General features: G+C 45.0%; 24 protein-coding genes and 1 pseudogene. 8 read left to right on the top strand and 17 right to left on the bottom strand.

From position 1 onward, the window contains the following. Nucleotides 1-38: 38 nt before the first annotated feature. Nucleotides 39-1715, bottom strand: a complete 1677-nt coding sequence (locus QUA56_RS19585) for an AarF/ABC1/UbiB kinase family protein (protein ID WP_333360582.1) — start codon at nt 1713-1715, stop codon at nt 39-41. A gap of 320 nt (nt 1716-2035) precedes the next feature. After that, nucleotides 2036-3196, bottom strand: a complete 1161-nt coding sequence (locus QUA56_RS19580) for a DegT/DnrJ/EryC1/StrS family aminotransferase (protein WP_333360580.1) — start codon at nt 3194-3196, stop codon at nt 2036-2038. 127 nt (nt 3197-3323) lie between these two features. On the opposite strand from QUA56_RS19580, the gene QUA56_RS19575 reads away from it, so the two are divergent. Together QUA56_RS19575 and QUA56_RS19570 are read left to right on the top strand one after the other, a co-directional pair. Next, entirely contained in the window at nt 3324-4103 is a 780-nt protein-coding gene (locus QUA56_RS19575) for an ABC transporter permease (RefSeq protein ID WP_333360577.1), read from the top strand. Nucleotides 4104-4316: 213 nt separating this feature from the next. After that, entirely contained in the window at nt 4317-4958 is a 642-nt protein-coding gene (locus tag QUA56_RS19570; RefSeq protein ID WP_333360575.1) for a Uma2 family endonuclease, read from the top strand. 113 nt (nt 4959-5071) lie between these two features. On the opposite strand, the gene QUA56_RS19565 is transcribed toward QUA56_RS19570, so the two are convergent. The 8 genes from QUA56_RS19565 to QUA56_RS19530 form a co-directional block, all read right to left on the bottom strand. Further along, nucleotides 5072-5845 carry a hypothetical protein gene (locus tag QUA56_RS19565; RefSeq protein WP_333360573.1) on the bottom strand — a complete coding sequence of 258 codons (774 nt, stop codon included), beginning with the start codon at nt 5843-5845 and terminating at the stop codon, nt 5072-5074. Continuing rightward, complete coding sequence (locus QUA56_RS19560) at nt 5838-6974, bottom strand: AAA family ATPase (RefSeq protein WP_333360571.1); 1137 nt, start codon at nt 6972-6974, stop codon at nt 5838-5840. The genes QUA56_RS19565 and QUA56_RS19560 overlap by 8 nt, the downstream gene beginning before the upstream one ends. Before the next feature lie 169 nt (nt 6975-7143). Then, nucleotides 7144-9036: a hypothetical protein gene (locus tag QUA56_RS19555; RefSeq protein ID WP_333360569.1), complete on the bottom strand. Its 1893-nt coding sequence runs from the start codon at nt 9034-9036 to the stop codon at nt 7144-7146. Nucleotides 9037-9209: 173 nt separating this feature from the next. Continuing rightward, a complete protein-coding gene (locus tag QUA56_RS19550; RefSeq protein WP_333360567.1) occupies nt 9210-9884 on the bottom strand; it encodes a nitroreductase family protein in 675 nt (224 codons plus the stop codon). Nucleotides 9885-10126: 242 nt separating this feature from the next. Continuing rightward, the gene (locus QUA56_RS19545; RefSeq protein WP_333360632.1) at nt 10127-11110 is read right to left on the bottom strand and encodes a GntR family transcriptional regulator; all 984 of its coding nucleotides are present in this window, start codon (nt 11108-11110) and stop codon (nt 10127-10129) included. 476 nt (nt 11111-11586) lie between these two features. Next, entirely contained in the window at nt 11587-13149 is a 1563-nt protein-coding gene (locus tag QUA56_RS19540) for an adenylate/guanylate cyclase domain-containing protein (RefSeq protein WP_445242930.1), read from the bottom strand. 182 nt (nt 13150-13331) lie between these two features. After that, nucleotides 13332-14741, bottom strand: coding sequence for an aminopeptidase P family protein (locus QUA56_RS19535; RefSeq protein WP_333360563.1), 1410 nt, complete (start codon nt 14739-14741; stop codon nt 13332-13334). Between the two features lie 63 nt (nt 14742-14804). Beyond that, nucleotides 14805-15068 (bottom strand): hypothetical protein, encoded by a 264-nt coding sequence (locus tag QUA56_RS19530; RefSeq protein WP_333360561.1) that lies wholly within the window; start codon nt 15066-15068, stop codon nt 14805-14807. Nucleotides 15069-15137: 69 nt separating this feature from the next. On the opposite strand from QUA56_RS19530, the gene QUA56_RS19525 reads away from it, so the two are divergent. Next, nucleotides 15138-15581 (top strand): DUF4332 domain-containing protein, encoded by a 444-nt coding sequence (locus QUA56_RS19525; protein WP_333360558.1) that lies wholly within the window; start codon nt 15138-15140, stop codon nt 15579-15581. 38 nt (nt 15582-15619) lie between these two features. Beyond that, nucleotides 15620-16078 (top strand): Spx/MgsR family RNA polymerase-binding regulatory protein, encoded by a 459-nt coding sequence (locus tag QUA56_RS19520; RefSeq protein WP_333360556.1) that lies wholly within the window; start codon nt 15620-15622, stop codon nt 16076-16078. Nucleotides 16079-16080: 2 nt separating this feature from the next. Here QUA56_RS19520 and QUA56_RS19515 read toward each other — a convergent pair whose 3' ends face one another. From QUA56_RS19515 to QUA56_RS19490, 6 genes and pseudogenes are all read right to left on the bottom strand, one after another. Continuing rightward, nucleotides 16081-16497: a GNAT family N-acetyltransferase gene (locus tag QUA56_RS19515; RefSeq protein WP_333360554.1), complete on the bottom strand. Its 417-nt coding sequence runs from the start codon at nt 16495-16497 to the stop codon at nt 16081-16083. 220 nt (nt 16498-16717) lie between these two features. Next, nucleotides 16718-16939, bottom strand: coding sequence for a transposase (locus QUA56_RS36880; RefSeq protein ID WP_445242927.1), 222 nt, complete (start codon nt 16937-16939; stop codon nt 16718-16720). A 354-nt stretch (nt 16940-17293) separates the two neighbouring features. Then, a pseudogene (locus tag QUA56_RS19505) lies at nt 17294-17641 on the bottom strand (helix-turn-helix domain-containing protein); the annotation flags it as partial. Between the two features lie 318 nt (nt 17642-17959). Continuing rightward, nucleotides 17960-18310 carry a DUF5615 family PIN-like protein gene (locus QUA56_RS19500; protein WP_333360552.1) on the bottom strand — a complete coding sequence of 117 codons (351 nt, stop codon included), beginning with the start codon at nt 18308-18310 and terminating at the stop codon, nt 17960-17962. 9 nt (nt 18311-18319) lie between these two features. After that, on the bottom strand, nt 18320-18649 hold the full coding sequence (locus QUA56_RS19495; protein WP_333360550.1) for a DUF433 domain-containing protein: 330 nt from the start codon (nt 18647-18649) through the stop codon (nt 18320-18322). Between the two features lie 240 nt (nt 18650-18889). Beyond that, nucleotides 18890-20461: an NAD(P)H-quinone oxidoreductase subunit N gene (locus tag QUA56_RS19490; RefSeq protein ID WP_333360548.1), complete on the bottom strand. Its 1572-nt coding sequence runs from the start codon at nt 20459-20461 to the stop codon at nt 18890-18892. A 550-nt stretch (nt 20462-21011) separates the two neighbouring features. Here QUA56_RS19490 and QUA56_RS19485 point away from each other — a divergent pair. The 4 genes from QUA56_RS19485 to QUA56_RS19470 are packed head-to-tail and all read left to right on the top strand — an operon-like array spanning nt 21012 to nt 24833. Continuing rightward, the gene (locus QUA56_RS19485; protein ID WP_333360546.1) at nt 21012-21227 is read left to right on the top strand and encodes a hypothetical protein; all 216 of its coding nucleotides are present in this window, start codon (nt 21012-21014) and stop codon (nt 21225-21227) included. A 35-nt stretch (nt 21228-21262) separates the two neighbouring features. Further along, nucleotides 21263-22255, top strand: a complete 993-nt coding sequence (locus QUA56_RS19480; protein ID WP_333360544.1) for an ABC transporter substrate-binding protein — start codon at nt 21263-21265, stop codon at nt 22253-22255. Beyond that, nucleotides 22252-24375: a SpoIIE family protein phosphatase gene (locus tag QUA56_RS19475; RefSeq protein WP_333360542.1), complete on the top strand. Its 2124-nt coding sequence runs from the start codon at nt 22252-22254 to the stop codon at nt 24373-24375. Before QUA56_RS19480 ends, QUA56_RS19475 begins: the two co-directional genes overlap by 4 nt. Next, entirely contained in the window at nt 24372-24833 is a 462-nt protein-coding gene (locus tag QUA56_RS19470; protein WP_333360540.1) for a helix-turn-helix domain-containing protein, read from the top strand. The genes QUA56_RS19475 and QUA56_RS19470 overlap by 4 nt, the downstream gene beginning before the upstream one ends. 322 nt (nt 24834-25155) lie before the next feature. Here the strand turns inward: QUA56_RS19470 and QUA56_RS19465 are convergent, their stop codons facing one another. After that, entirely contained in the window at nt 25156-25929 is a 774-nt protein-coding gene (locus QUA56_RS19465) for a VOC family protein (RefSeq protein WP_333360538.1), read from the bottom strand. Nucleotides 25930-26215 lie beyond the last annotated feature (286 nt).

The raw sequence follows: 26215 nt of genomic DNA, 5'->3' as shown, positions 1-26215 counted from the left end.
TTCCTTCTTCCTTCTTCCTTCTTCCTTCTTCCTTCTAATTAAAACCGAGTCAGCGCCGCGGCTCCTTCTGTGGAAAACTCCGCCAAAGCGCCTAGAGCAACGTTGAACAGGCGACCTGGTTGCAAGTCTTCCTTGACTAAGTTCCACAGGCGGCGAACTTCTTCGGTGTGGAGTCGATCGTCCTCAATCAAAGCTAATATTAGCTGGCGTCTCAAAAACGACCCTTCCTCTGACAGCAAAAATTGCAAGCCTAGTTGGGCGGTGGGGAGCAAGTCGAAACTTCGATCGGATCGGGCGATCGCGATCATCTCCTCCAACCTGTTCCACTGGAATTTGCCATCCTTGAATAATACCTCAATCAGTCGCCGCCGCAGTGCCGGAGATTCCCCGTTCAACAAACGCCGCGCTACGTAAGGATACGCCACCTCAACAATCTTGAAATCGGGATTCAGCGTCAGGGCCAAACCTTCTTCTGTCACCAGAGAGCGAATAATTAAGGCAAATTTCGCCGGCACTCGGAAAGGATAATCGTACATCAACTCCGAAAACTGGTCTGTAATCGTCTTGAAGTTAAAATCTGACACCTTTTCGCCGACGATATCGCCGAGCACAGATTCCAGCGCCGGGACGATCGGCATAATATCTGTATCTGGAGTCAAAAAGCCAAGTTTCACAAAATCCTTGGCTAACTGTAAGTAATCTTTGTTGATCAAATGAACGACAGAATCAACCAAAGTTTCTTTAGTTGTTTCTTCCATCTGATCCATCATCCCAAAATCAATGTAAGCCATGCGGCCGTCCGCTAAGGCAAACAGATTTCCCGGATGGGGGTCAGCGTGAAAAAATCCGTGTTCCAACAACTGCCGCAAACCGCTGCGGACTCCGACTTCAATTAAACTATCGGTATCCAAACCTGCGGCTTTAACACGTTCCATATCTGTCAGCTTGATGCCGTCAATCCATTCGAGAGTGAGAACGCAGTTTGAAGTATAGCGCCAGTAAATGCTCGGAACTTTTACTGTCGGGTCGTCGGCAAAATTTGTAGCAAATTTCTCGGCGTTGCGGCCTTCATTGATATAATCAATTTCCTCGAACAATTTGATACCGAATTCATCGACTATTAAACAAAGGTCGTGACCGAGATTCAGCGGCAGCAACGGGCCCAACAATCCAGCCGCCCAGCGCATTAAATAAAGATCGAGGCTCAAGACTGGTAGCAAATTCGGTCGCTGAACCTTGACTGCTACTGCTTCCCCGGTGAGGAGGCGAGCTCGGTAGACTTGACCGAGACTTGCCGCGGCGACAGGTTCGGGGGAGATTTCGCTGTAGGTTTCGCTAATTTTGCGATCGAGTTCCGCTTCAATAATCTCAAAAGCTCGCACGGAGTCAAACGGCGGCAACTGATCCTGAAGTTTGATCAATTCTTCGAGAAAGTCTTTGCGGATCAAATCCGGTCTGGTAGAAAGAGCTTGGCCGACTTTAATGAAAGTGGGGCCCAAGCGAGTGAGTATTTGTCGCAGGTGGGTGGCCCGTTCCGGCTGGTGTGCTGCGACTTCGTGCTGCCAACTGTCCCACAGCATCCCGATGACAAAGCCTGCAAAAGACCAAATAACGGTAATTGCTCGCCAAATTGCTTTCCAAGGACGGTTGCGGTAATACTGAGCGATCGCTTGTCGATCGTAGCGTCTAGCCTGAGTGAATTGATACTGAGGCACTCGTTTATTTTCCTCTTATCTTCTGAAAATTACAGGTTAAATCGAGAATAGGGCATCGGGCATCGGGCATCGGGCATCGGGCATCGGGCATCGGGCATCAGGGATTAGAAGTCGAAAGTTCCAACATTCTTTAATTCTTCCTTCTTCCTTCTTCCTTCTTCCTTCTTCCTTCTTCCTTCTTCCTTCTTCCCTTTTCCTTCTTCATCATTGACCGATCGCATTCCAAGTTTTAGGCGAGCGGAAAATGCACCCGTTCGAGGCGGATTGCCAGCCTAAATTTGTTTCTTTTCATTAAATATAGTACATAAAAGTACAAGTGTTCAGTCAAAAAACTTCACGGACTGAGCCAAGCAATCTTTCAGACCATAAATCGCCCGCTCTTGTTGATCCCTCGACAGTTCCGGGAACATCGGCAAAGACAAGACTTCGCGGCAAACTTGCTCGGCCTGCGGCAACTGACCTGCTTGATAGCCCAAAGATTTGTAAACAGGTTGGAGGTGCAAAGGTAACGGATAGTAAACCATCGAACCGATGCCGCATTCCTGCAACTGAGCCCGCATCCAATCTCGAAAATTGCCAGAGGGATTTTGCGCGTCTTCTGGAGTTGTCAGCCGGATCGTGTATTGATTCCAAACTCCTTTTGCGAACGGTAATTCTTTGGGGAGGGCAACTCCGGGCACGCGGGAGAGAAATTCGCTGTAGAGTTCGGCTTTCTCCCGCCGCTGGGCGTTCCAACTGTCGAGATACCGCAATTTAATGCTGAGAATCACCGCTTGCAGGGCGTCTAAACGGCTGTTGCAGCCGATTTCTTCGTAGAAATACCTAGAAGACTGTCCGTGTTCTTTGAGCATTCTCATTGAAGCTGCGAGGGCTCGATCGTTTGTCGTCACCGCGCCTCCGTCACCGCAAGCGCCTAAATTTTTGGTTGGATAAAAACTGAAGCAGCCGACATGGCCGATGCTGCCGACTTTTCGAGACTGCCACTCGGCGCCGACAGACTGGGCGCAATCTTCAATTACGGCTAAATTGTGCCGAGTCGCAATTTCCATCAACCGAGTCATGTCTGCCGGTTGGCCGAAGATGTGGACTGGCATAATTGCCTTGGTTTTTTCAGTAATTGCCGCTTCGAGGAGTTCGACATCCAGATTAAAAGTCCCGCTGTCAATATCGACAAATACGGGAGTTGCGCCGACGGCGCTAATTACCTCAGCCGAAGCAAAAAAGGTAAAAGGAGTGGTAATCACTTCATCGCCGGGGCCAATTTTGAGAGCTCGCAAAGCCAAAATCAGCGCATCTGTGCCGGAGTTGCAGCCCACGCACTCGGAAACTCCCGTGTAGTCGGCGAACTCTCGTTCAAAACTCTTTACGGCGGGGCCGCCTACGTAGCCGCCAGAGGCAAGCACTTTTTGCACCGCAGCAGTTATCTCGTCGCCAATTAAGGCGTACTGGCGGGTTAAGTCGAGGGGGGGAACATTATTCACTCTTCACACCACAAATTTCAACCATCATCAAAGCAAATTCTTGCAGCAAAACTGTTTTCCAGAAACGTTTATTCAAATATCTTATATTTGGACAGGCAAACAATCACATTATCGAAAGGGTGCGCCGGTGTTAATTCCGCTAGATTTAACTGATTTGGGTTGGGCTTTGGGGATGGTGGCGATCGCGATCGGGCTTTCGGCGTGGCAGGGATTGGGATTGGAGGGGGCGATCGCGATCGCCGCGGGGCGCACCCTGATCCAGCTAATCTTAGTCGGGTACGTGCTCGCTGTCATATTCGATCCCGAGGGTAAAAATCCTTGGCTGGTTTTAGCAGTTTTAGCAATCATGCTGACAACAGCTAGCATGGTTGCCAGCAACCGCATCAGCAAAAAAATCAAGAACCTACTCCCGTTAGTTTCGGGTTCAATATTGATCGGTACGGCGTTTACTCTCGCCTATACAAACTTGCTAATTTTGCAACCTGACCCTTGGTACGAACCGCAATACCTGATTCCTTTAGCGGGTATGATATTGGGCAATGCCATGAACTCCGGGGCGATCGCCGGCGAAAGACTTCTCAGTACAGTTAATAGCAGCCAGTTAGAAATAGAAACCCATTTAAGTTTAGGATCGACCCCGCAGCAAGCCGTAAAACAGTACCGCAAAGATGCGATCAAAGCTGGATTAATCCCGACATTAAACACAATGACAGTCGTAGGAATCGTGACTTTACCCGGGATGATGACAGGTCAAATGCTGAGCGGTGTCAGTCCTCTCAATGCAGCATCTTACCAGATTTTGATTATGTTTGTGTTAGCGCTGGCAACTTTAATCGCCACTCTGCTGTTGACTGAGGGATTGTCTCGGAAGTTTTTTAATCAAGATGCACAATTGATAAAATGGTAATTGGGAATTGGGAATTGGGCATTGGGCATTGGGCATTGGGCATTGGGCATTGGGCATTGGGCATTGGATATGGAATTGATAATATAATATAGGTAGGAACTTGCATTTAGCCTTATTTTATTGAACAGGCTTTCCGGCCTGTTCCACACAGAGTGAGTTATCTTGTGGGGTGAGCAGAATAGCCCGCCCCAGTCATCACTAAGGAGAATAGCCATGATTCAAACTGCAACTAAACCGCTAACTTTTGAAGAATTTGCGGAATGGAAGCCAGAAAACGGACGTTATGAACTGCACAATGGAGAGATTGTTGAAATGTCACAGCCATTAGGAGACCATGAAGAAGTTATCGGTTTTTTAGCCTCAGAGTTAACTGCTGAGTTTAGAAAGGTAAAACTTCCGTACTTCATCCCCAAACAAGCATTAGTTAAGCCACTGGAAAACCAATCAGCTTATTCGCCCGATATTCCGATCTTGAATCGCCCCAACTTAGCATCAGAACCTTTGTGGAAAAAGTTCTCAACTGTGACTCAAGGGGCATCTATTCCGCTGGTTATTGAAGTAGTTAGCACTAACTGGCAAGATGACTACATCAAAAAAGTAGGCGAATACGAACTAATCGGGATTCCTGAATACTGGATTGTTGATTATCTCGGTTTGGGCGGCCGCAGGTTTATCGGGAATCCCAAGCAACCGACTATTTCGATTTATCGGTTGGTTGATGATGAGTATGAAGTTAGTCAATTTCGGGGAGATGACAACATCGAGTCCGCAGCTTTTCCAGAGTTTAAATTGACGGCGCAACAAGTTTTTCAAGCTGGATTGACTGCGGGTGAAATTGCTGGGGATACCGATTAGTTTTGAATGAACAGGACTTATGCAAGAAGTAATTTTACGCGCTACTCATCGCGGTAAGGCGCGCAGTGCAAACCTGCAATATAGAAGTGATGCGTAAATCCTGAATTAGTCTTTTAGTCATATGAAATAATTGGAATTAATCGTTCCTCGATTTCATTAATATAGGCTGTTAAGCCTGTATGAACACCTTTTTTTCGTAGAAGTTCCAGACTCGTGTCTTCCCAGCACTGTTGTTCGCGTTCCATCTTGCCACCTGTTAGCTTTTCGACAACAACTTTAGGATTTCTAATGCGATCGGGTTCTTCCCATGAGTTAGATCGCAGCCTGTGTGACTCTTCGCAAGGATTAAACGTCAATTCGGTCGTTATCTCTTGAAGAATTTGTTTTTCCTCTTGATTAGATGGAATAAACCCATTCAACACCCAAGCTTCCCGCATTCGATCGGCTGTACCAATAATAATTGCTAATTTAGGTTGTCGATCGATGTGTTCTGAACGCGCTTGCTCGATCCCTTGTCTTCGTTCAGGTTGATTATCTAGATCGCGGATTAGGAGAACTGCTTCAATCTGTCGTGTTTTTTGAATAAATCGTACTAAATTCAGAATTTTTATAGCTGCTGCACCATCAGCTTTTAATGCTCCATCTTTACGATGACCTAAATACCTTGGAGGACGGAATCCTAAGCTTTGTTGGAAATTATCTATAATTTGATTAATATTTTTCCAGCAAGAATTCTCTGTGCCAGCTTCTAAACCACTCCATTGAACTAGATGTTGCAGCGTCTCGTGCTCTAACCACTCAATTTTTTCTACTAAAATGCGATCGGCTAATTTAGTAGCGGTTCGTGCGTCTGCGCTACTTTCCACAATTACAACAAACTCAATCATTGATTTCCCCTGCAACCACCCAATCTTCTCCCTCCGCATCCCAGAATTCTCCGGTGGTTAAAGTTTGTTTGGCCCATTCTACATCAGGATGTTCATCCAATCGTTTGCAACGAGTCACACCGGAGTTATTATTACTTAATACATGAACTTGAGAAGGAATAAGTTCATCCACAATGTAAGGAGAATGGGTAGAAAAAATAATTTGCAGATTGGGGTTGGCTTGAATAATTTCCTTGAAAACAGCGATTAATTCTCGTTGTGCTTTTGGATGGAGTCCCTGTTCAACATCATCTAGTAACACTAAATTAGGTTGATTGGGATTCATCAAAACAGTCAGTAATCCGAGAGCGAGCATTGTGCCTTCGCTAATGGCATGGGCTGGAATACGCTTACCAGTATTCATGTCTAAGACAACTTCTTGCCCTGCAATTTCCTGACTTTCTTCGTAGGAGATAGATTTGCCATCGACTTCGATTAAGCGTTGGCGATTGACCATAACCTTAGCTCGCCTTACCCCTACCTCGCATACACCTGGTACAATCCGTTTCAACATTTTCTGTAAAGATTTAAATTTATCTGGAGCTTCGTCACGAAGATAGTCTAAGGTAGGTGCTAACCCGGAACCATCGAACTCAACTCGCGGTGTAATTGCATCACTGTAAGCTGCTTTAGCAAGGTTAGTAGCTACTAGCTTCAGATGAACTGCGTTTCTCAAAGATTGCTGAATTGGCTCTTCCGTAGTCATTAAGGAAGTTTCAGAGATTACTTGCCTATATTCCGGGTTTTTATTGGCATTCCATGATGCTCTAAACGCCCACCCATGATTAACGTCTACGCTCCATTTATAGGAAGCTTTCCAATTATTTATATCTGGGTTTTTCCAAAAACCAGTTGCACTAACAGACATATTATCTTGCCCAATTGTTGTAATAAATTGAGGCGCTATTTCATGCTGAAAAATATTTTCAAATGATGAATTAGCAAGCCGACTGAGATAATGCACTGCTTGCAACACTGATGTTTTACCCGAACAGTTTTGTCCTACGAGTGCGTGTAGGCGTGAATTATCAAAATTAAGTTCTGTATCTTGATGACTTTTGAAGTTATGAAGTTTTACCTTTTGTAGCATTTGATGGCTAACATCCTTTTATACTTTTTGATTGCCGAAATTGTAGTGTGTGTTCGGATGTTCTAAGTTGTTAGCGCGCATTTAATTGTAACAATCATTTTTCTTGAAACAATGAGTGGGGCGTTGCTCCTAGCCCGCCCCAAAAACTAAAATTAAATGCCGTAACAGCTTACTTCGGTTCGTGACTCGCAATCCGCTTGCCTTCGCCATCGTACACCTGCATCGGGATTTTGGCGTTTTCGGCGATCGCCTCCAAAGCTTTTTGCAACGTTTGAACGTGCTTTTCTACAGCTTGGCGAGTCTTCACAGCATTGTTGTTATTTGCTTGGATGAAAGTTTGTTGCAGTTTCTGCACGTAACCTGGAGTCATCTGCACCGCAATCAAACCTTTGCTAACAGTATAGTCGCAAATCTTGGGGTTGCCTTTGCAAGTTCTATCTAAATCCGTGCGGGCTTTTTGCAGGTTTCTTTCTTCCTCCAACCTTACTTCTGCTTGCTGCAATGAAGTTTTGTAGGAAGCGATCAGCGGTTGGGCTTTCTGGGAATAAGAAGTTGCCGCCGGCACTTGCTCCGCGTAACTCAAAGCTCTCCGCCAGTATTCTGATGCTTTAAACCAACCGTTTTTCCCCTCCAAAATTTTAGCTTGAGCTGCTAAAGTCACTGCTTGAGTGTAGGCATCTTCGGAAATTCCTTCGACATTTTTGCGCTCGCGAGCTTCTGAAAGTTTGGTTTCGTATTTCGGAACTAGCAGTTTAGCTTGTTGGTAAGATGTCGTGCCCGTGGGAATTCCTGATAGGATGTCGAGGGATTCTTCCCAACCTGATTGCACTTGAGCCCAAGTCTCGGCTGTCTGAGCTACGGCTTCGCGAGCTTCTGCTATTTGGGCTGTACTTTTGGCGGCGAGCAGCGTTTTTTCGGCTTGTTTCTCTGTGCTTAACAGCCGATTTCCAGTTGCTACATTCTTCCGGTATTCTTTTGACTTTCTCTGAGCAAACGGATAAACTGGGCTATCTGTGGGGATTTCTCCGAGTTCGGCGATCGCACTTTGCCACAGAGTTTGCGCTTCCTGCCCGTTCTCGGCAGAATAAGGCGGATTTTGGGTTTTCTGGGCTGCCGATCGTGCGAGGCGCGCGGCGTCGATCGCAGAGTTTAAATTCTGACTTTGTTCCCGGTAGTTTTCCAGGGCGGTTTGAGCTTCACCGCGATGAATTGACCAAGAGGGAATCGGTTCCAAAAGGGCGATCGCCTGTTTTAACTGTTCCTGCGCTTCTTGGGGGCTGTTGGCAACTTTTGACGTTTTCAGCGTCTTAGCCGAATTCTCGCTCAACTGTTTGGCATTAGCTAGTGCAGTACATTCTCCGATGACGCAGGGGCGGCTCAGCAGGTAATAACCGCCTGCCAAAACTAGCGCCGCCATGCTGACGATTCCTGCAGCAGCCAGCATCGCCAACGGTGAATGCTTGGGTTTTTGAGTAACTGTTACCGCTGGCTCCATATCCAGCGGATTGAATGGATTGTCTCCAATATCTGCCGGGATTGCAGCTACCTTAAAGGCGATCGGATCGGAATTGCTGGAACTCTCAGAAAAATTGGGGAAATATTCTTCATCCCACGCATCTTTCTCATCCGTTTCTAACGGTATCTCCTTCTCTACATCCGCAGTCTGGGCAGCATTTTCTGCTAGTACCATCCCCGTTTCTGCTGCCGGGATATTCTCGGCTTTTTTGAACAACTGCACTGTTTTTGGTCTTGACAAAACAGGGTTGTGCATTGTAAAAGAATGGAAAGCATAAGGCTGTTTTTGCCCGGTGATTTTTAGGCAAAGTCCTATCTGTTGAATAGATTCCGGTTCTATTTCGAGAATTGCTGCTTCTAGCACGGCAAAAGTTGGTTTGGCTTTGAGAACTAAACTGCGCGGGTGTTCTCCCACAACCGTTAAAGATTCATCTCGAAAATCGCAACTGAGATAAAGCGGTAATTTTTTAAATCCGGCTGCTTGTAAGTGCTGCTGCAACTTTACTTCTAGAATTTGGGCTTTGCTTTGTCGCGCTGCTACTGTCATATTTTTCCTCTGTCTGATATCACCACTTGAAATTTTAGATTTTAGATTTTAGATTTGAGATTTTAGATTTCGGATTGCGAAATAGCGAAATTGTCGGTATTTCCGATTTGTTTGAACTTGTACCGACTCATTCAAATCTCAATTCTTAAATCTTAACTCTCAAATCTTAACTCTCAAATCTCAATTTGCAAGGTCTCTCCATAACTTTCGCTGTAATAAACTTGAGTCACCTCAAAACGCCCGCCGTATTGTTTCAAAGGTTCTGCTGCATAACCAAGCGGCAGCAAACAGCAAACATCTACTTCTTCGGGAATTTGAAAGGCTTCTTTCACCTTAGCGCCGACAAAACCTTCCATCGGACAACTGTCTACCCCAAAGCTTTTAGCTGCAATCATTAAGTGGGCTACTGCGAGCATTGTATGCCTGTTTGTCCAAGTTTCTAGGGACTCGAAGCAGGGACGGTTCTCGAACAATTGCGGGATTGCTTGTCGCATATAACCGGCTAAATTGTCATTCATTGCGCCTGCGGCTTTGCCCAATTCGATGACGGCTTCGGTGTTTTCGGGTTCACCGGCGCGCCGATCGCCACAACAGATTAATACTACTGGGGCTTCTACCACTTGGCGCTGATCGAAAGCGCAAGCTTTTAATTTTTCCTTGCTTGCTGGGTTTTGAAGTACGATAAACCGCCAAGGCTGCAAGTTGTAACCGGAGGGCGATCGCACTCCCAATCGCAAAATCTCTGCCAATATTGCTGGGGGAATCGGATCGGGTTTGAAGCTGCGCGCGGCCCGCCGGCTTTCGATCGCGGTTTTAACATTAATTGAAGGTTGGATTTCAATAGTCATGGGTTATTGGTTATTGGTTATTGGTAATCGGTAATTGGGCATTGGGCATTGGGCATTGGGCATTGGGCATTGGGCATTGGGCATTGGGCATTGGGCATTGGGGCATTGGGCATCGGGCATCGGGCATCGGGCATCGGGCATCGGAACCAACAAATAACTAATGACTAATGACTAATGACTAATGACTAATGACTAATAACTAATGACTAATGACTAATGACTAATGACTAATGACTAATGACTTATCCCAAGCCCAACTCGCGTTTGAGCAAATTAATCGACTTAGAGCCGATGTAATTTTCGCAGCATACCAGTTGAGGGGGACGAATAATATCTTCTCTGACGGCGTTAATGGCAGCTTTTACTGTAGCAAAACTCGGTTGGTCGCAGAGAATTGTTCTGGCCGATCGCACGATCGAGTTAATCTTGTACTCGTCTGACACCAAGGCCGTCATCACCAGCAAATCCTCTCCCCGGATGCTGTGGATGATGACTTCGGTCGATCGCAGCATTCCCGGACTCAGGCTGACGAGACCCAAATAACTGTCTTTCGGCAAACTCCCCACTAGCTGGATTTCCTGGCTGTAGTCGTAGATGTCTACGGGAATGACTCGCACCGAACGCGGTGCCGAAATCGATTCTGCTTCTCCGATAAAATACCGGCTGGTGATCACAGTTCCCGAAGAGATTTGATCCAGAAAAGTACCTAGCTGTTCCATCGGCACTAACTGTATGGGAATGCGGAGAGCTTGTTCGAGTTCTTTCGCCATCAGCTCGCCCACGCCGATGTCTTCTGTGGGGGCTGTGACGAGCACTCGGGCGCTGCACCTGAGCCGCCAGTCAATTTCGGCCAAAAATAATTCCCTCGCTTGGTTGAGCGTACAGCCCTCTCCCAGCAGTTGATCGATACTTTCTTGCACTATTTTGTTGGCAAGAGGATATTCTTCGAGGATCGGGGATTTGAGTTTGTTGCCGTGTTCGTTGCCTTGAGCGCGGACGTAAATACCCGATCCTGCTTGGGCTACTACGAGTCCCGTATTTTCGAGCTGTCGGTATACTTTGCTGATGGTGTTGCGGTGCAAACCCGTCTGCATGGCTAGTTGCCTGGTGCTGGGCAAGCGGTGCCCGGGCGGAAATTGTCGCGAGGCGATCGCAAACCTGATTTGATTGAATAGTTGGGTGGATGCTGGAATATCGCTATCTGTTTGAATATGAAACTGAACCATTATTAAAGGCTCCGAGGACTTCAACTTAGTATTTTTATAACGTCGAGTACCGCGCATAGAATTGCTCGGATATCTCTGTCTATAGCATAATCTGATTTTGTTCATCTGCTGCGGCCGTTCTGCCACAGGGCGATCGCAGCCGCTTTCTCGTTCCCCGTAGGGACACTCCACCGTGCCAATTGGTGTCAACTTAAGACTGAAACCTATAATAAATATCGCTTTTAGGCAAAGTCTAGATCCCCCTAAATCCCCCTTAATAAGGGGGACTTTGAGAAAATTTCTTGTTCCCCCCTTATTAAGGGGGGTTAGGGGGGATCTAAGCTTTGATATAAACAAGAGAGACTCAAGATTTGACGTTAAGTTGACACCAATGGACACGGCATTGCCGTGTCCCTACAATGGCTGTATCTCCCTTCGAGCTCTCACAGCGAACACTCCTAAAAAAACGCTTTTTATAAAATCGGGATGCTCCCTATTTACTCTCCGATTTCGTTCTCGCTTGCTGTTTTTCTACCATTCAGCAAATAAGTCCGCATTTCCCCTTTACCTTTAATCTCGATCTCGCCGCGATCTTCAAATTCATATTTATCCTGCAGCAAGTCATAAGTATAGTGGCTGACTTGAATGCGACCTGTTATGCCGTGAGATTCCATGCGGCTGGCTGTATTCACGGCATTTCCCCACAAATCGTAAATAAATTTTTTAGTCCCGATTACCCCCGCTACCACCGGGCCGCTATTAATCCCGATTCGGAGGTCAAATTTGGCGTCTAGCTTCACATTTAATTCCTTAATTGCTGCTAGCATATCCAGCGCCATTTCGGCGATCGCCTCTGCGTGGTCTGGACGTTCAATGGGAATACCGCCTGCTACCATGTAAGCGTCCCCGATCGTCTTGATTTTTTCTAACCCGTGCTTGTCACTCAGTTCGTCAAAAGCTGAGAAAATTTCATTCAGCAAGTATACTAATTTAGTGGCGGGCATGGTAGTAGAAATTTGGGTAAAATTCACCAAGTCTGCAAAAAGAATTGTTGCTTTTTCAAACTTGTCTGCAATCACCCCCGGTTGGTACTTCAACCTGTCGGCGATCGCTTCTGGCAAAATATTTAGCAGTAAACTTTCAGTTTTTTTCTGTTCTTTTCTGAGTGCAGATTCCATCTGCTTGCGCTTGGTGATGTCGTGAAAAAACACAGAAATACCGTCGTGACTCGGAAAAGCCCGGACTTCCAACCAGACTTTTAAGGGATGAGAATATTTTTCAAAACTCACTCCAACTTGTTTGGCTACAGCTTCATGACACTCTTCATAAAATACCGAATTTACTAACTCGGGAAACTCTTCCCAAAAAATTTTACCAAAAAGTTTTTCCGGCGATCGGTGCAAAAATTGCGATGCTTTGTAGTTGACGTAAGTAAATCGCCACTGGGGGTCGAGAGCAAAAAAAGCATCGCTCATTTCTTCTAAAAAATTGACAATTTGCTCGTCACTTGAACGGAGTTTTCCTTCAACTTGTTTCTGCCGAAACTTGGCGCGCTTTAATTTAGTCAGATTAATTCGCAACTCCATTTGGTTAATAATTTGCCGTCCTAAAGTCCGCAGCGCTTCTAGCTGTTCTGGCGTCAGATTGCGAGGAACTGTATCTATCGCGCACAAAGTGCCGATCGGGAAACCGTCAGCAGTTACTAGCGGGGCTCCAGCATAAAATCTAATATTGGGATCGGAAGTTACTAGCGGATTGCCGGCAAAGCGATCGTCTTCTAGAGCATTCGGTACAACTAGCAATTCGTTGGGATTTAAAATAGCGTGGGCGCAAAAAGCTAACTCTCTCGGAGTTTCTAGCGCTTCCAGACCGACTTTTGATTTAAACCACTGTCGGTTAGAATCTATTAAGCTGACTAAAGCAATAGGAGTGCCGCAAATATAGGATGCTAAAGCTGTTAGGTCATCAAAAGCTGCTTCGGCATCTGTATCGAGAATGTTGTAGCGGTAGAGTGCTTCTAGCCTCTCTGCTTCGTTGCTGGGCAAAGGTGCAGCTTGCATCGGCGGCGAGGATACAGGTTTCCGAAAAATCCGCGCAAGTCTCTGTGCTGCGAATTTTTGGACTTGCGCGGCCAGTTTTTCAACGAGCATCAAAAGACCTATTTGCCAAGCTTTATTCATGTTTCTTTATCTTTTTTCACACCAGATCGAACTGAGGGCGATCGATCGAATTCGATCGATACTTACGTATTTACCGCAACTAACTCCTCAATCTCCAGAGCTTTTGTTGGCAATTTCCCTGTCAATACTTCTCTACCCTGTTCGCTGACAAGTATATCATCTTCTATGCGTATTCCCCGCACATCTGCGAATTTTTCCAACTTTTCCCACTTTACAAAATCTTTATATTTCGCGCGATTTTCCGAGTTATTTAAGATTGCCGGAACTTGATAAAACCCCGGTTCGATCGATACCAGCATTCCCGGACGCAAAACTCGATTCAGCCGCAAAAATCCCAACCCAAACCGACTGCTTCTAACTCTCCCTTCTTCATAACCCGCCAAATCTCCTAAATCTTCCATATCGTGAACATCTAAACCGATTAAATGTCCGATACCGTGCACAAAAAACAGCGCGTGAGCGTCCATTTCTACCAAATCTTCAACATTCCCCCGCAAAATGCCCAAATCAACCAATCCTTCCGCCATAATTCGAGCAGCTAACAGGTGAATGTCTTGATATTCCACGCCCGGACTAATTTTATCGATACAAGCATCGTGCGCTGCCAAAACCACATCATAAATTGCTTTTTGAGTCGGCGAGAATTTGCCAGAAACCGGCCAAGTGCGAGTCACATCAGCCGCCCATCCCGTTGAGGTTTCCGCACCGACATCTGCTAACAGCAAATCTCCTGCTTGTAGGGGATTGTGATAATGTTCGCTGTGCAGAACTTCTCCACGTACTGTCACGATACTGGGATAGGCATAGGTCATATTTTCCGAGATGATGACACTTTCCATTGCAGCGCGCACCCCTGCTTCAATTTGAGCATTTCCAGTTGCCGCCATTCCCGCTTTGTGAGCTTCTACGGTGACAGCCGCAGCTTGACGCAATTCGGCCAAACTGGCTGCATCGTGGCTCAGGCGCAGAGATACGATCGCCTGAGTTAATTCTAGGTCGATTCCGGTTGGCGAGTTGGGCGGTGCCAGAGGGCGATGGCGTCCCGCCCCGCAAGCTACGAGAATTTGAGACTGTTGCAACTGAGTCCAAGAATCCTGAACGGCGATCGTTGCTGCATTTGTAGATCGCGATTTCAATTCGGCCATTGGAAAAGCAGCATCAGCCCCAATTAGTTCGGCAATTTCTGCTCTTTTCGGCATTTCTCCGTGCCAAAGCGTGCTGCTAGCAGGTGCGTCATCTAAAAACAGTTCTAATTTGCCCGATTCTAAGCGAATGGCAGCATTTTCTAAGGGCAAACCAGCAAAATATAGAAAGTGACTGCTGGCGCGAAAAGGATAAGGAAGTGCCGGATAATTGCGAGGAATGCTGCGCCCCGACCATAAAATTACCGGAAAATTAATTAAATTGGCCAGTTTTTGCCGCCGTTGGTGTAGAGTATTAGTTAACAAATCATCACCTGCTGTAATTCTCATAGGTAAAAACCGATTATTTTGAGTTGGGTTTGCAATAAAGCGGAAGTCGTTTGATTCTCGGCATTAAAGCACTAAAGTCCTGACTGCCAACTTGGCAGCCATTTTTGGAAAAAGTCTCATCTTGCTCTGATTTTTTGCTATCATTTTTAGGGCGGTCTTTTTAATCGTATTTGCCGTCATCGCCGGCATGATTTTGTTAAGCAGGAACCCTGCCGACTGCGAGGACAAAAAGGCTGAAAGTCCTACTTGGCAGCCAATTAGCAGAAATGTCACCATACCTGCAATTAGCGAAATTTGTTGGTCGGGTTTTTGTTGATTTTGTAACATAAGCGATCGCCTGTATTGACGGTTTGATATTTGAGACTTTAAAGTATAAGTAAAATTCACTGAAAAAACATGAAAATTTCTCCCAAAGCTCATCAAACTTCCGTACAAGTACGCGACTGGCCGATCGCACACTTACCGGGATTGAGCAAAGAAAACCAATCTCAACTGGAAGGATGCGGCGTCACAACAACCGGAAAACTAATTCGCATGACGAAAACGCAGGCTGCGAAAGCATTGCTAGCGCATCAATTACAGGTTAACATTCAATACGTTAATAAATGGGTAGCGATGGCAAATTTGGCTCGAATTCCGAGTGTAGGCTGTCAGTATTGCGGGCTGTTACTGCACGCCGGCGTTGCTTCTCCGGCTCAATTGGCTCAAATGCCCGTGGAGAGATTGCACCAACAAATTTTAAGGCTGCACGTAGCGACAATGCAGCGCAATGACTTGACTCCTTCAGTCGATCGCGTGCAAAAATGGGTTCAACAAGCTAGATTAGTCATTAGTCATTAGTCATTAGTCATTAGTCATTAGTCAGTGGTCGTTAGTTATTGGTTATTAGTTATTGGTTATTAGTTGTCAGTTGTCAGTTGTTATTAGCCAACAGTCAACAGTCAACAGTCAACAGTCAACAGTCAACAGTCATTATTATGTCAATTCAAGTTTACGGAATCCCGAACTGCGGCACCTGCAAAAAAGCTTTTCAGTGGCTCCAAGATAGCGACATTAATTACGAGTTCATTAACACAAAAGAACAGCCGCCAACTCGCGAAAAAATTCAAAGCTGGGTAACTGCTTTGGGTTTTCAACCCATGCGAAATACTTCCGGTCAATCTTACCGCGCTTTGGGCGACGACAAGAAAAATTGGACTAGCGAACAGTGGGTGGAGGCTTTTGCTAAGGATGCGATGCTGCTGAAACGTCCTCTTTTCGTTAAAGATGGAACGGCTGTTTTAGTAGGTTTCAAAGAAGACGCAATTCGAGAAAAATTGGGGCTTTCAACGGGTTGAGTTCAGCCTGTTGTTCGCCGCAAAAACTTAAGTTCGCCCATATCATCCGTGAAACCCCAACGCTCGTAAAACGGTATCATGTTCGGCAAACAACTAAGAGAAAAACTCTCGACAGCTTGCAGTTCGGGATGACTTAAAACTGCATCCATCAACTTCGCACCCAGTCCCATTTTTCTGTGTGTCGGCTTGATAATGAGATCGAAAATCATGGCTCTGTATACGAAATCGGTGATGACGCGGGTAATGCCAATTAGTCGATCGCTCTCATCGACCAAACCAATGATAACATCAGTAGAAGCCAGCATTTTGACAACATCCTCCCGCGTCCGCTTGTCGCTCCAAAACTCGTTTTTGTATAAATCCATTAAGTCAGAAATCTGGCTGTCAGTCAAAGTTTCGACAATTCGGTACTTATCCATATCTTCCCTCCTAAAAATTAGAAGACTAAAGTCATCACCACCAACCCAATTATAGCGTTTCCTACAGTCATGAGGTACAGTAGCAACAATGAGCAAACCAGTTATGAATATCTTTTTTAGTAACTTGTAGCATAGCATCTGTAATTGCATCAATTAAGTCTAAATAATTTCTGGTTTTAAGTTTTCTGGTATATAGATTTCACTTGTGACCAAAAATTTTCTATGGGGAAAACTCGGGAGAGTAAGGAGATAAATAAATTAACTTTGCTCCTGCCTCTTCGATAAATTCTTTCACCATTTCTCCGCAATTAATTTTAGCATTATCCATAACTACACAAGCACCTTTCCAAAGTTTAGGGACTAATTCTCTCAGGATAAATGCTTCAAATGTTATTCTATTTACTGCACATAAATATTTCTTGAATCCACTACTTCGGCGCACGACAAAGCAGATATCAAAGAAATATTTGTTCCTCTTTTTAGTGGTTTTTCTCCTCTCGCTCTTTGACCTTTTAATGCTCTGACCTATAGTCGTACCATTGCTAGATTAACTCCTGATTCATCTATAAAAATCAGGTCTTGTGCCCTGACATCCCTGATTTTATCCCAAAATTCCACTCGGGCTTTTTGACCTCGTTCGCTTCTTTTCTCTGCCGCTAGTGAGTGTTTTTTTTTAAATGTATAATTAAGTTAATTGCTAATTATTCCCATACTCGATAAGCTGTTCGGCATTTAAAGGAGGATAGTAGGGTGCCGGGCGTAGAGAAGCGTTTCCCATGTATAGTAAGTGTTCTAGCTGACGCACCTTACCTAGCTCGTTAATGGTTTAAATGCTCCACAGCTTATACTTACTTTTATTCCGGTTTTTGACTCAAGCAATTCAGTTAACTCTTTTAAAGTTGCATCATTATTCTCTTCTATTATTTCCACTAAAGTCACTAATTGTTCGCCCTATTAATTTTGTGGGTGGACTTCCTCCTCGAGCATTCTTGACTGATATCTCCTGTCTCTTCAAATCTTTTTAGTAATTTTTGAACAAAGCTCTTGGCTACCTTAAAACCTTCTGCTAGTTTTCTTATTGAAATATTTTCTTGTTGTCTCAATTCTATGATTTTTTTCTCAAGTCTATTGAATAGGGTTGCATTGATGATTTTGCTCTAAATAATTTTACTTTACTAAGTGTACCTCATAGCTATGAAAAACGCTATATCAGCGGTTGTCGGAAATAGAAAAACAGGCTATTTTGCAACTTAGTAATGAAATTGAACCTGTTTCGTTTCCCCAATTTATGACAAAATATCAAGGTTCGCAGCGCGAATTATGTCAAGCAATTCAATCTTTAGCAAGACGGGGAAAGATCGAAAAATTGAGCTGTGAATCTGAAATAGTTTTCACGATTCCACCTGTGTTAAAACAGTATGTTAAAATGGTTGGAGAATAGTCCTAAATATATAGCTAATTGTTACAAAGGCAGATACAACACAACTCCTTTCCACTCCGATTGTTCGCTACAGTTAACCAGCACCAGAAGTTCATCAATAGCCTGTCTAACTGGCATTCGATCGTTAATTACAAACAAACCTGACATTTGTTCCTTATCCCTCAACTGTTCGTAAGCCAAATCGGGCATAGTTGCTCGGTCATGGCTTAACACAATGCGATCGTTCTGGGCCGCCCAGTTGAGAATTGTTGGATCGTCAGCTTCTCGCAAACCAACATCCTGAACGCGCAGCAAGTCAAGGTCAGGCTGACGCAAGAAAAGCCCTCGAACAATATCGCCATTAAAATTTTCATCGCTCAACAGCCGCAGCATAGTTAACCCTCAAGATTGTTTTTGGGCTAACAAACGCGATCGAATAACGCCCAGATCGGGTTGAATAGTAAACAAACGCTGACGGACGGAATCTGCTAACTGCTCGCGATAACTCAGATAAGCTTCTACTGTTTCTTGGTGTCGGAGATAATAGCCGATCGCACTATAGACATCAGACAATGACAGAGTTGAATAACGCTGTACAATAGATTCCGGCGACGCACCATCCTGAAAAGCTCTAATCACCAATTCCAGCAAAACTCTTGAGTTTCCCACCCGAATAGCTCCGGTTGCATCTTCTCGAAAAGGAGGCGCTTCAACTTCCAAAACAAGATTCATCTATGAATATCCCCTCAAATTACCATCATATTTTTTCGCTCCCTTCTTAAGATTATAGCAACTGCCAAAGCGGTTATGCCCCCGGCGCAGGACATCCTCGATCGATTTTTGGTTACACAAAGCAGCGAGCGTATTTACAAAGACCCTTGCGTCGCCATGATTTGAGTCGATCGCACCCACAAAAAAAACGCCCAACTTCAAAAAGTCAGGCGTTTCTCAATCTCTCAAAACCAGGAAAAATTAATTCCGGCTAGACAACAAATTCGATTCTAGTTTTGCAGCCACAACAGGTTGCACCTGACTCAATGCCGACTGCAATATGGGAGTTTTGGTAACAGCATCATTAGCCAAATTAAACAAAGGGTTAGACAAAATCCCTGCCAAGGTTGTCGCAACCAAGGTGAGTACAACGCTGACCTGCAAAGGCCGCATTCCCTGAAGGTTCCAGCGAACTTCGGGATAAGTTTTCACCGCATTTGACATTTCTTGAGGTTCCTTCACTACCATCATTTTGACGACGCGGATGTAGTAGTAAATCGAAACCACGCTGGTAATTAATCCCAGAATAACTAAGCCGTAAAGTCCAGCTTGCCAGCCGGCCCAGAACAGATAGATTTTGCCGAAAAATCCAGCCAGCGGCGGAATTCCGCCGAGAGAAAGCAGGCAAATACTCAACGCTAAAGTTAGCAGCGGGTCTTTTTGATACAAACCCGAGTATTCGCTAATTTGGTCGGTTCCAGTCCGCAGCGAGAACAGGATGATGCAGGCGAAAGCGCCCAAGTTCATAAACAGATAAACCAACAGATAAAATATCATGCTGGAGTAACCGGCTTCTGTTCCTGCAACCAAACCAATCATTACAAAACCGGCTTGCCCGATCGACGAATAAGCCAAAAGCCGCTTCATGCTAGTCTGGGCCAGGGCAACCACATTGCCCAACACCATGCTGAGAATAGCTAAGGCCGTGAATACGAAGTGCCACTGTTCGGTAAGTGCGGGGAAAGCAGTTGTTAACAAGCGGATTGCTAGGGCAAAACCCGCTGCTTTGGAACCGACAGAAAGAAAGGCAACCACGGGTGTAGGAGAACCTTCGTAAACGTCAGGAGTCCACTGGTGGAAGGGAACCGCAGAGATTTTGAAGGCGATTCCGGCGATCGCAAAAACCAAAGCAATCACCAAACCGAGAGATTGACCTTCATTCACAGTAGAAAGGTTAGCCGCGATCGCACTCAGTTTAGTTTCGCCGCCAGACAACCCGTACAACAGCGAAATACCGTAGAGAAACACCGCCGAAGAAGATGCACCAATTAACAAATATTTCAAAGCAGCTTCATTGGAACGCGGGTCGCGTTTTGTGTAACCCGTCAGCAAATAAGACGAGATACTCAGAGTTTCCAACGAAATAAAAATCATCACCAATTCATCAGCGCCGCTGAGGAACATTCCGCCCAAAGTAGCGCTGAGCAAAATGCCGATAAATTCCGCTAAAGCAGTACCAGTTTGCAGTACGTAGCGGACGGAGATCAAAATAGTGACAGCCGCAGTCAAAGCGATAATTCCGCGAAATACTAAACTCAAGGCATCGCTGTTAAAACCGCCCAGAAACGAGATGGTATCCGTGTTATCCCACTGCAAACACAAGGCAGCGACGGCGGCCAGCAAACCCGCAACGGCAGCGTAGGGAGTCCAACCCGAGGAACTGCGGCCTACGATTAAATCGCCGACGAGAACAACCAAGAGGGTGATGATGACAATTCCCTCCGGTAAGATAGTTCCAGCATTTAGCTGGGCGGCAAGAGTAGCAAAATCCATATTTTCACGCAGGTTGGGTAGTACAAGCCGCAAAGGCTGTAATGGGCAGCGAACTCGTAAAAATTCTTTACCAAACACAGATTGTAGCTGATTACAGCTTCGCGCTCCCAATTTTGCGGGTGTTTGTGGCGCGGGAGTTGATACTCGGTAGCGGTTTTGCGTACATTTGCGCGCATTGTAGAGATTGCAAACCGAAAGCATCCAGGATACCCGCCACGTGATTCATCCGTCCAGAAATAAAAAACCTGTATCCGATAAAGGAGCCCCCGACTCGATCCGTGGGGTCAGTCGATTTGAGATTTTAGATTTGAGATTTTAGATTTACCCCACAGATGCAATCTGGGAGCTTGAACCTTGGTCTAAAATTTTGATCTTTCCACGACTTAAGTACGTGGCAGCGTATCCGTTTTTGGGCTGGGTCAATCCTTCAATTCTTTAATCTAAAATCTAAAATCTAAAATCGCGCAATCGATTGACTGATGTCACCTGCGACTCTCGTCGCGATCGACCATAACTGCCACAATGTAGAAAGTTAAACCAGTAATTCGGCATGACTTACTCGCTAAGTGCCTACAAACAACTTATTCTCAATGACTTCAACAACCGTCCCGGCTGCGAAAATGAATTTCACAAACAAGCTGCAACTCGGTTAGTAGAATTGGCAAAAGTGCGATCGGGCGAGCAAGTTCTAGATATAGCCACCGCAACAGGTTTAGCGGCGATTGCGGAGGATGCACTTAGGTCGATCGGGCTCGAGAAAATATGAGTCGCCTTTTCTACACCAGGAATGCTCTAGATAGTATGTCTAAACTACTCAATTACATCTGTATATTTATTATTCTCGGCTGGCTGCTGTTTGCTTGTCATTCCCCGGAATCTCTAAAAGTAAAACGTCCTCCCCTGAAAGTATCTTGTGTTCCTTTTGTTGGCTATATACCTGCCATCATTGCTCGAGAGAAAGGATTCTTCAAAGCGCAAGGGATAGACGTGGAACTTAGTTATGCAGACTACTCAAAATTGCAACAAGCGGATTTCATTGCAGGGAAGTATGATGGGATCGGATTGGCCTTGGGCAATTTGATTATCTTGAGTGCCACAAATCCTGATATCCAAGCTGTGATGGTTGTGGATGAATCGACAGGTGCAGATGTGGTAGTCGCGCAATCAGAGATTAAAACAATTTTTAACTTGAAAGGAAAAAAGCTTGGTGCAAATCTAGGCAGCTTTAGCGAAGTCTTCGTTACTGAGATGTTGAAAACCTCTAAGCTGACGAGCGATGATGTTAGGCTGGTTAAAGTCGATGCTTTAGAAGTTCCCCAGCGCTTACAAAACAATGCTATCCAAGCAGGACACACTTGGGAACCGTATCTTTCTGAAGCATTAAAATTAGGGGCAAAAATTTTGTTTACAAGCAAACAAACCCCAGGCTTAATTTTAGATGTGGTCGCGTTTCGGGGTGAGGTCATACGCGATCGCCCCGAAGATATTCGCGCCTTTGTGCGAGGCTGGCTTCAAGCCTTGTCTTATTGGGAAGCAAATATTCCCGAAGGAAACGCGATCGCGAGCAAAGCGTTGAATATTCCCAGCAATACACTCTCTTTCGAGGGAATAGACCTCACTGACTTTGCAGAAAATCAAAAGTTCTTTCAATCAAATAGTCCTAATTATATCTACAAAACCGCCAAGAAATATGCAGACTTTTTTATTCGCGCTGGCAATGTGACGCGCCTTCCCAATCTAGAAACCTTGTTCAATTCTTCTTTCTTAACCCCCCCTCCTAGTCTGAAACCATGAAGCGCTATTTTTTCAAAAGCATTCGTACAAAGTTAATCGTGTCGTTTCTAGTCGTTGCTCTGATTCCGTTGCTGCTGTTAGCATTTATCGACAAGCAGACAACTGAAAAGGCATTGACCGACAACGCACGACAAGCCCTATCTGCGGCGGCTCACGAAACCGCTAACAGAATAGATGCGTTTATCGATGAGAATCTCAATGCCGTGCGCGTAGAAGGGATTTTACCAGGTTTGGCCGCCTATCTAAGCCTACCTCCAGAACGGCAAAATGGTAGTCCCCAAGAGATATTAGCGACTGAAACCTTAACCCGGCTCAGTCGCAAAGATATGCTTAATATTATCTCCTATGCCTTGCTCAACTTAAAGGGACAGAATGTACTCGATACGAATACACGGGATGTTGGACGAGATGAATCCGGTCAAGATTACTTCCAAGAACCGCTCAAAACTCAACTATCTTTTGTTTCTAGTATTAGGCAATCGCCGACAATTCCCAACCTCGTTACGCTCTTCTTTAGCAGTCCTGTTCGCGCTGCGAATGGAAATATATTGGGTGTATTGCGGGTGACATACAATGCCACATCTGTCCAGCAGTTGGTGACTCGACAAACTGAACGCGCAGGTGCGAAATCGTTAGCAGTTCTTTTAGATGAAAACTATATCCATCTGGCACATAGCACTACACCTCAACTCCTTTTCAAATCGATTGTACCTTTGTCACCCAATGTTGTAGCGAAACTGCAACGCGAAGGGCGTTTGCCTAAGACTCTAACTAAAGAACTTGCAATCAATTTGCCCGACCTCAAGCAAGCATTAGACACTAAACAGCCTTATCTAACCACACGATTGGCAGCTACGGGTAATAATGAGTTGAGCCTCTTAGCGATCGCCCGCCTGCAATATAAACCTTGGTCAGTCCTCTTCGCACAGCCCATTGGCGTTGCCCTAGCACCTGTAGAAAAACAAATACGCGATGCACTTATTTTATTAGCAATCATCGCCACAATTGTAACTATCATCGCCTTTGCGATCGCACAACTATTAACAAAGCCTCTGATTTACCTCACCCAAGCGGTTGCCCAGTTTACGGCCGGTCACTTAGACATCCGTGTGAAGATGCGATCGCAAGACGAAATCGGTCTGCTGGCACGATCCTTCAACAGCATGGCGGGGCAACTCCAAGAATCCTTTGAAACCCTCGAAGCCAAAGTTAAAGAACGAACAGCAGAACTAGCTAATGCTAATCAAGAAATCATTGCCCTCAATGCAAAACTCAAAGAAGACAACCTCCGTTTAGGTGCAGAATTGAATGTGGCGCGTCATATCCAGCAAATGATTTTGCCCAACCCTGATGAACTGGAAATTGACGGATTAGATATCGCCGCATACATGGAATCCGCCGATGAAGTAGGAGGTGATTATTACGACGTGCTACAGATAGATGGTATTGTCACACTGGCTATCGGTGATGTCACCGGACACGGTTTGGAAAGCGGTATTCTGATGCTGATGGCGCAAACCTCAGTTCGCACCCTGCAAGAGATTCGCGAACTAGACCCCGTTCGATTCCTGGATGTACTCAACCGTACCCTCTACAAAAACGTGCAGCGCATGAATTCTGAGAAAAGTCTGACGCTGGCGATTTTGAACTATTCCGAAGGACGGATCGGCATCAGCGGTCAGCATGAAGAAACGCTAGTGGTGCGAAAAAATGGAAAAGTTGAGCGCATCGACACGATGGATTTAGGCTTCCCGATCGCTTTAGATGATGATATCGCAAACTTCATCAGTCACATCCTGATTGAGCTAGAACCTGGGGATGGCGTGGTGCTTTATACTGATGGCATTCCAGAAGCCTATAACATCGGCAAAAAGCAGTATGGACTGAAGCAACTGTGTGAAGTGATCGGTCAAAATTGGCACAAGTCTGCAGCAGAAGTTAAGGATGCGGTAATTGTAGATGTGCGGCAACATATCGGTCAACAGAAAGTGTTTGATGATATTACGTTGCTAGTCTTTAAGCGGCAGGCTGACGTTACTGAAAAAGGAAATTTAGTGAATGATATCATTTCCAAAAAACGATGCTATAATCATGCTGAGAGTTTGAGGAATATTTTATGAAAGTAAACTACCCAGAAAGAATAGATTTAACAGCAGAAGAGTTAAAAATAATTCTGTCGCAGCATCGAACTCTACCTAATAAACAAAAAATTCAGGCACTTTATTGGTTAAAAACTGGAGCGAGTCAAAGCCTTACAGATGTAGCTGAACGTTTAGGCGTACATAGAATTACTGTACATAGATGGTTAAAACAATATAGTGCGGGCGGTCTGCAAGAACTGTTAAAAATACGGCAAGCAACTGGTAGACCCCGAGTAATTCCCTCAGCGGTAATAGCCGGACTTTCACAAAAATTAAGTGAAGAATCCTGTGATTTTAAGACTTATAAAGAAATTGGTCAATGGGTAGAAGATAACTATCAAATATCAGTAAAATATCAAACATTACACAAGCAATTACACTATCGTATGAAAGCAAAATTAAAGGTATCAAAGCGTTTGAGAAAAAAAGATCGCTAACCTAATCCGCATTTAAATAAATTGCACGGTCAAATGAATTTTCACTCTGGTGGGGAGTAGGGGTTGGGCAGGATATCCCGCCCTCAACATACAATTTAAATGCAGTACAGCTTAGGCAGGCATCGAGTAAAAAACTAAAAAATTTTCTCAAAGTAGCTTGCTGGTTAGAGTCTCCTAAGCTGTCGCGCATTTAAATTGCACATACTCGGCGGGCGGGACACCCCACTCATTGTTTGATTGTTTTTTGACAGACAATTTAAAGGCCGCAACAGCTTATGACTGCTACAGCTTATAGAACTCCTTGTTAGCTGTCGGCTTTAGATTACCAACTGATAATAAGCGGCAATTCCGGTCGAAAATCTACCTGTTGTCCCTGCACTTCTCCATCAAAACCAAGCTCCACAAAATACTCGGTTCCTATCCGTAACTTTACCTGATTTGTGTCAAGCACTGCTTGCATTTCAGGTGACGGATTATGGGCAGCAGGACTGACTAATTCTACACGAGTAATTTCGCGTAAACCAACACCATGCTCCAAAGGCTGTGACTTATCAGCAGAGTATCGATCGGGACGTTTACCAAAGGGAATTTGGAAAAGCATCGGTTCTGTCAACACATCACTATTTGTAGCCACCGCTATACTGATTTTTTCAGGTAAATAAGGTGCACGATATGCCCAACTAGAAAATGCAATTGTGTCATCAGAATCTTTGGCTGAACGCAAACAGATGCCAAACGGACACGCACCATTATTCCGATTGGTCGATCGCTCCCAAAGACGAGTCTGATGAATTAGCTCAGACTGCGCCTCTTCTGGATCGTGAATCCATAACAATTCCAACATTGCGTTATGGAAAAAGAAACAGCGATTGGCTGTACCTTGTCCGCGATGTGTTCTAGAGGAGCCCTCGACTAAACCGAAGGATGATAAACGATTAGCTTCCGAAGCACCAATATCAGTAAGGATGAAAAGATGGTCGAATTCAAATGTCATAGCATTGTTCAGAGAATCGATCGATCGCTCAAGTAATTTTAACCCTCTGCGATTGCTTTGATTGCGATCGCAACGCTTACGCTGCACAGCGTACTGTACCAAAGTCCCAAACCTCTACTGAGTAAATATTCCCCAATCGAAAATCGAAAATCGAAAATCGAAAATCGATAGTCCCAAACCTCTACTGAGTAAATATTCCCCAATCGAAAATCTAAAATCTAAAATCTAAAATCGATAGTCCCAAACCTCTACTGAGTAAATCTTTCCCAATCTAAAATCTAAAATCTAAAATCTAAAATCGCGCAATCGATAGTCCCAAACCTCTACTGAGTAAATATTCCCCAATCGAAAATCGAAAATCGAAAATCGAAAATCGATAGTCCCAAAC

The sequence above is a fragment of the Microcoleus sp. N3A4 genome (assembly GCF_036701805.1).
Classification (GTDB): Bacteria; Cyanobacteriota; Cyanobacteriia; order Cyanobacteriales; family Microcoleaceae; genus Microcoleus.
The sequence above is the reverse complement of the archived record's forward strand: the minus strand, read 5'-3'. Positions and strand labels throughout refer to the sequence as shown.

Coding starts and splice junctions, on each gene's coding strand:
- QUA56_RS19570 (WP_333360575.1), top strand. CDS start 4,317: ATGATTCAAACTGCAACTAAACCGCTAACTTTTGAAGAATTTGCGGAA.
- QUA56_RS19565 (WP_333360573.1), bottom strand. CDS start 5,845: ATGATTGAGTTTGTTGTAATTGTGGAAAGTAGCGCAGACGCACGAACC.
- QUA56_RS19560 (WP_333360571.1), bottom strand. CDS start 6,974: ATGCTACAAAAGGTAAAACTTCATAACTTCAAAAGTCATCAAGATACA.
- QUA56_RS19555 (WP_333360569.1), bottom strand. CDS start 9,036: ATGACAGTAGCAGCGCGACAAAGCAAAGCCCAAATTCTAGAAGTAAAG.
- QUA56_RS19550 (WP_333360567.1), bottom strand. CDS start 9,884: ATGACTATTGAAATCCAACCTTCAATTAATGTTAAAACCGCGATCGAA.
- QUA56_RS19545 (WP_333360632.1), bottom strand. CDS start 11,110: ATGGTTCAGTTTCATATTCAAACAGATAGCGATATTCCAGCATCCACC.
- QUA56_RS19540 (WP_445242930.1), bottom strand. CDS start 13,149: ATGCAAGCTGCACCTTTGCCCAGCAACGAAGCAGAGAGGCTAGAAGCA.
- QUA56_RS19535 (WP_333360563.1), bottom strand. CDS start 14,741: ATGAGAATTACAGCAGGTGATGATTTGTTAACTAATACTCTACACCAA.
- QUA56_RS19530 (WP_333360561.1), bottom strand. CDS start 15,068: ATGTTACAAAATCAACAAAAACCCGACCAACAAATTTCGCTAATTGCA.
- QUA56_RS19525 (WP_333360558.1), top strand. CDS start 15,138: ATGAAAATTTCTCCCAAAGCTCATCAAACTTCCGTACAAGTACGCGAC.
- QUA56_RS19515 (WP_333360554.1), bottom strand. CDS start 16,497: ATGGATAAGTACCGAATTGTCGAAACTTTGACTGACAGCCAGATTTCT.
- QUA56_RS19500 (WP_333360552.1), bottom strand. CDS start 18,310: ATGCTGCGGCTGTTGAGCGATGAAAATTTTAATGGCGATATTGTTCGA.
- QUA56_RS19495 (WP_333360550.1), bottom strand. CDS start 18,649: ATGAATCTTGTTTTGGAAGTTGAAGCGCCTCCTTTTCGAGAAGATGCA.
- QUA56_RS19490 (WP_333360548.1), bottom strand. CDS start 20,461: ATGGATTTTGCTACTCTTGCCGCCCAGCTAAATGCTGGAACTATCTTA.
- QUA56_RS19485 (WP_333360546.1), top strand. CDS start 21,012: ATGACTTACTCGCTAAGTGCCTACAAACAACTTATTCTCAATGACTTC.
- QUA56_RS19480 (WP_333360544.1), top strand. CDS start 21,263: ATGTCTAAACTACTCAATTACATCTGTATATTTATTATTCTCGGCTGG.
- QUA56_RS19475 (WP_333360542.1), top strand. CDS start 22,252: ATGAAGCGCTATTTTTTCAAAAGCATTCGTACAAAGTTAATCGTGTCG.
- QUA56_RS19470 (WP_333360540.1), top strand. CDS start 24,372: ATGAAAGTAAACTACCCAGAAAGAATAGATTTAACAGCAGAAGAGTTA.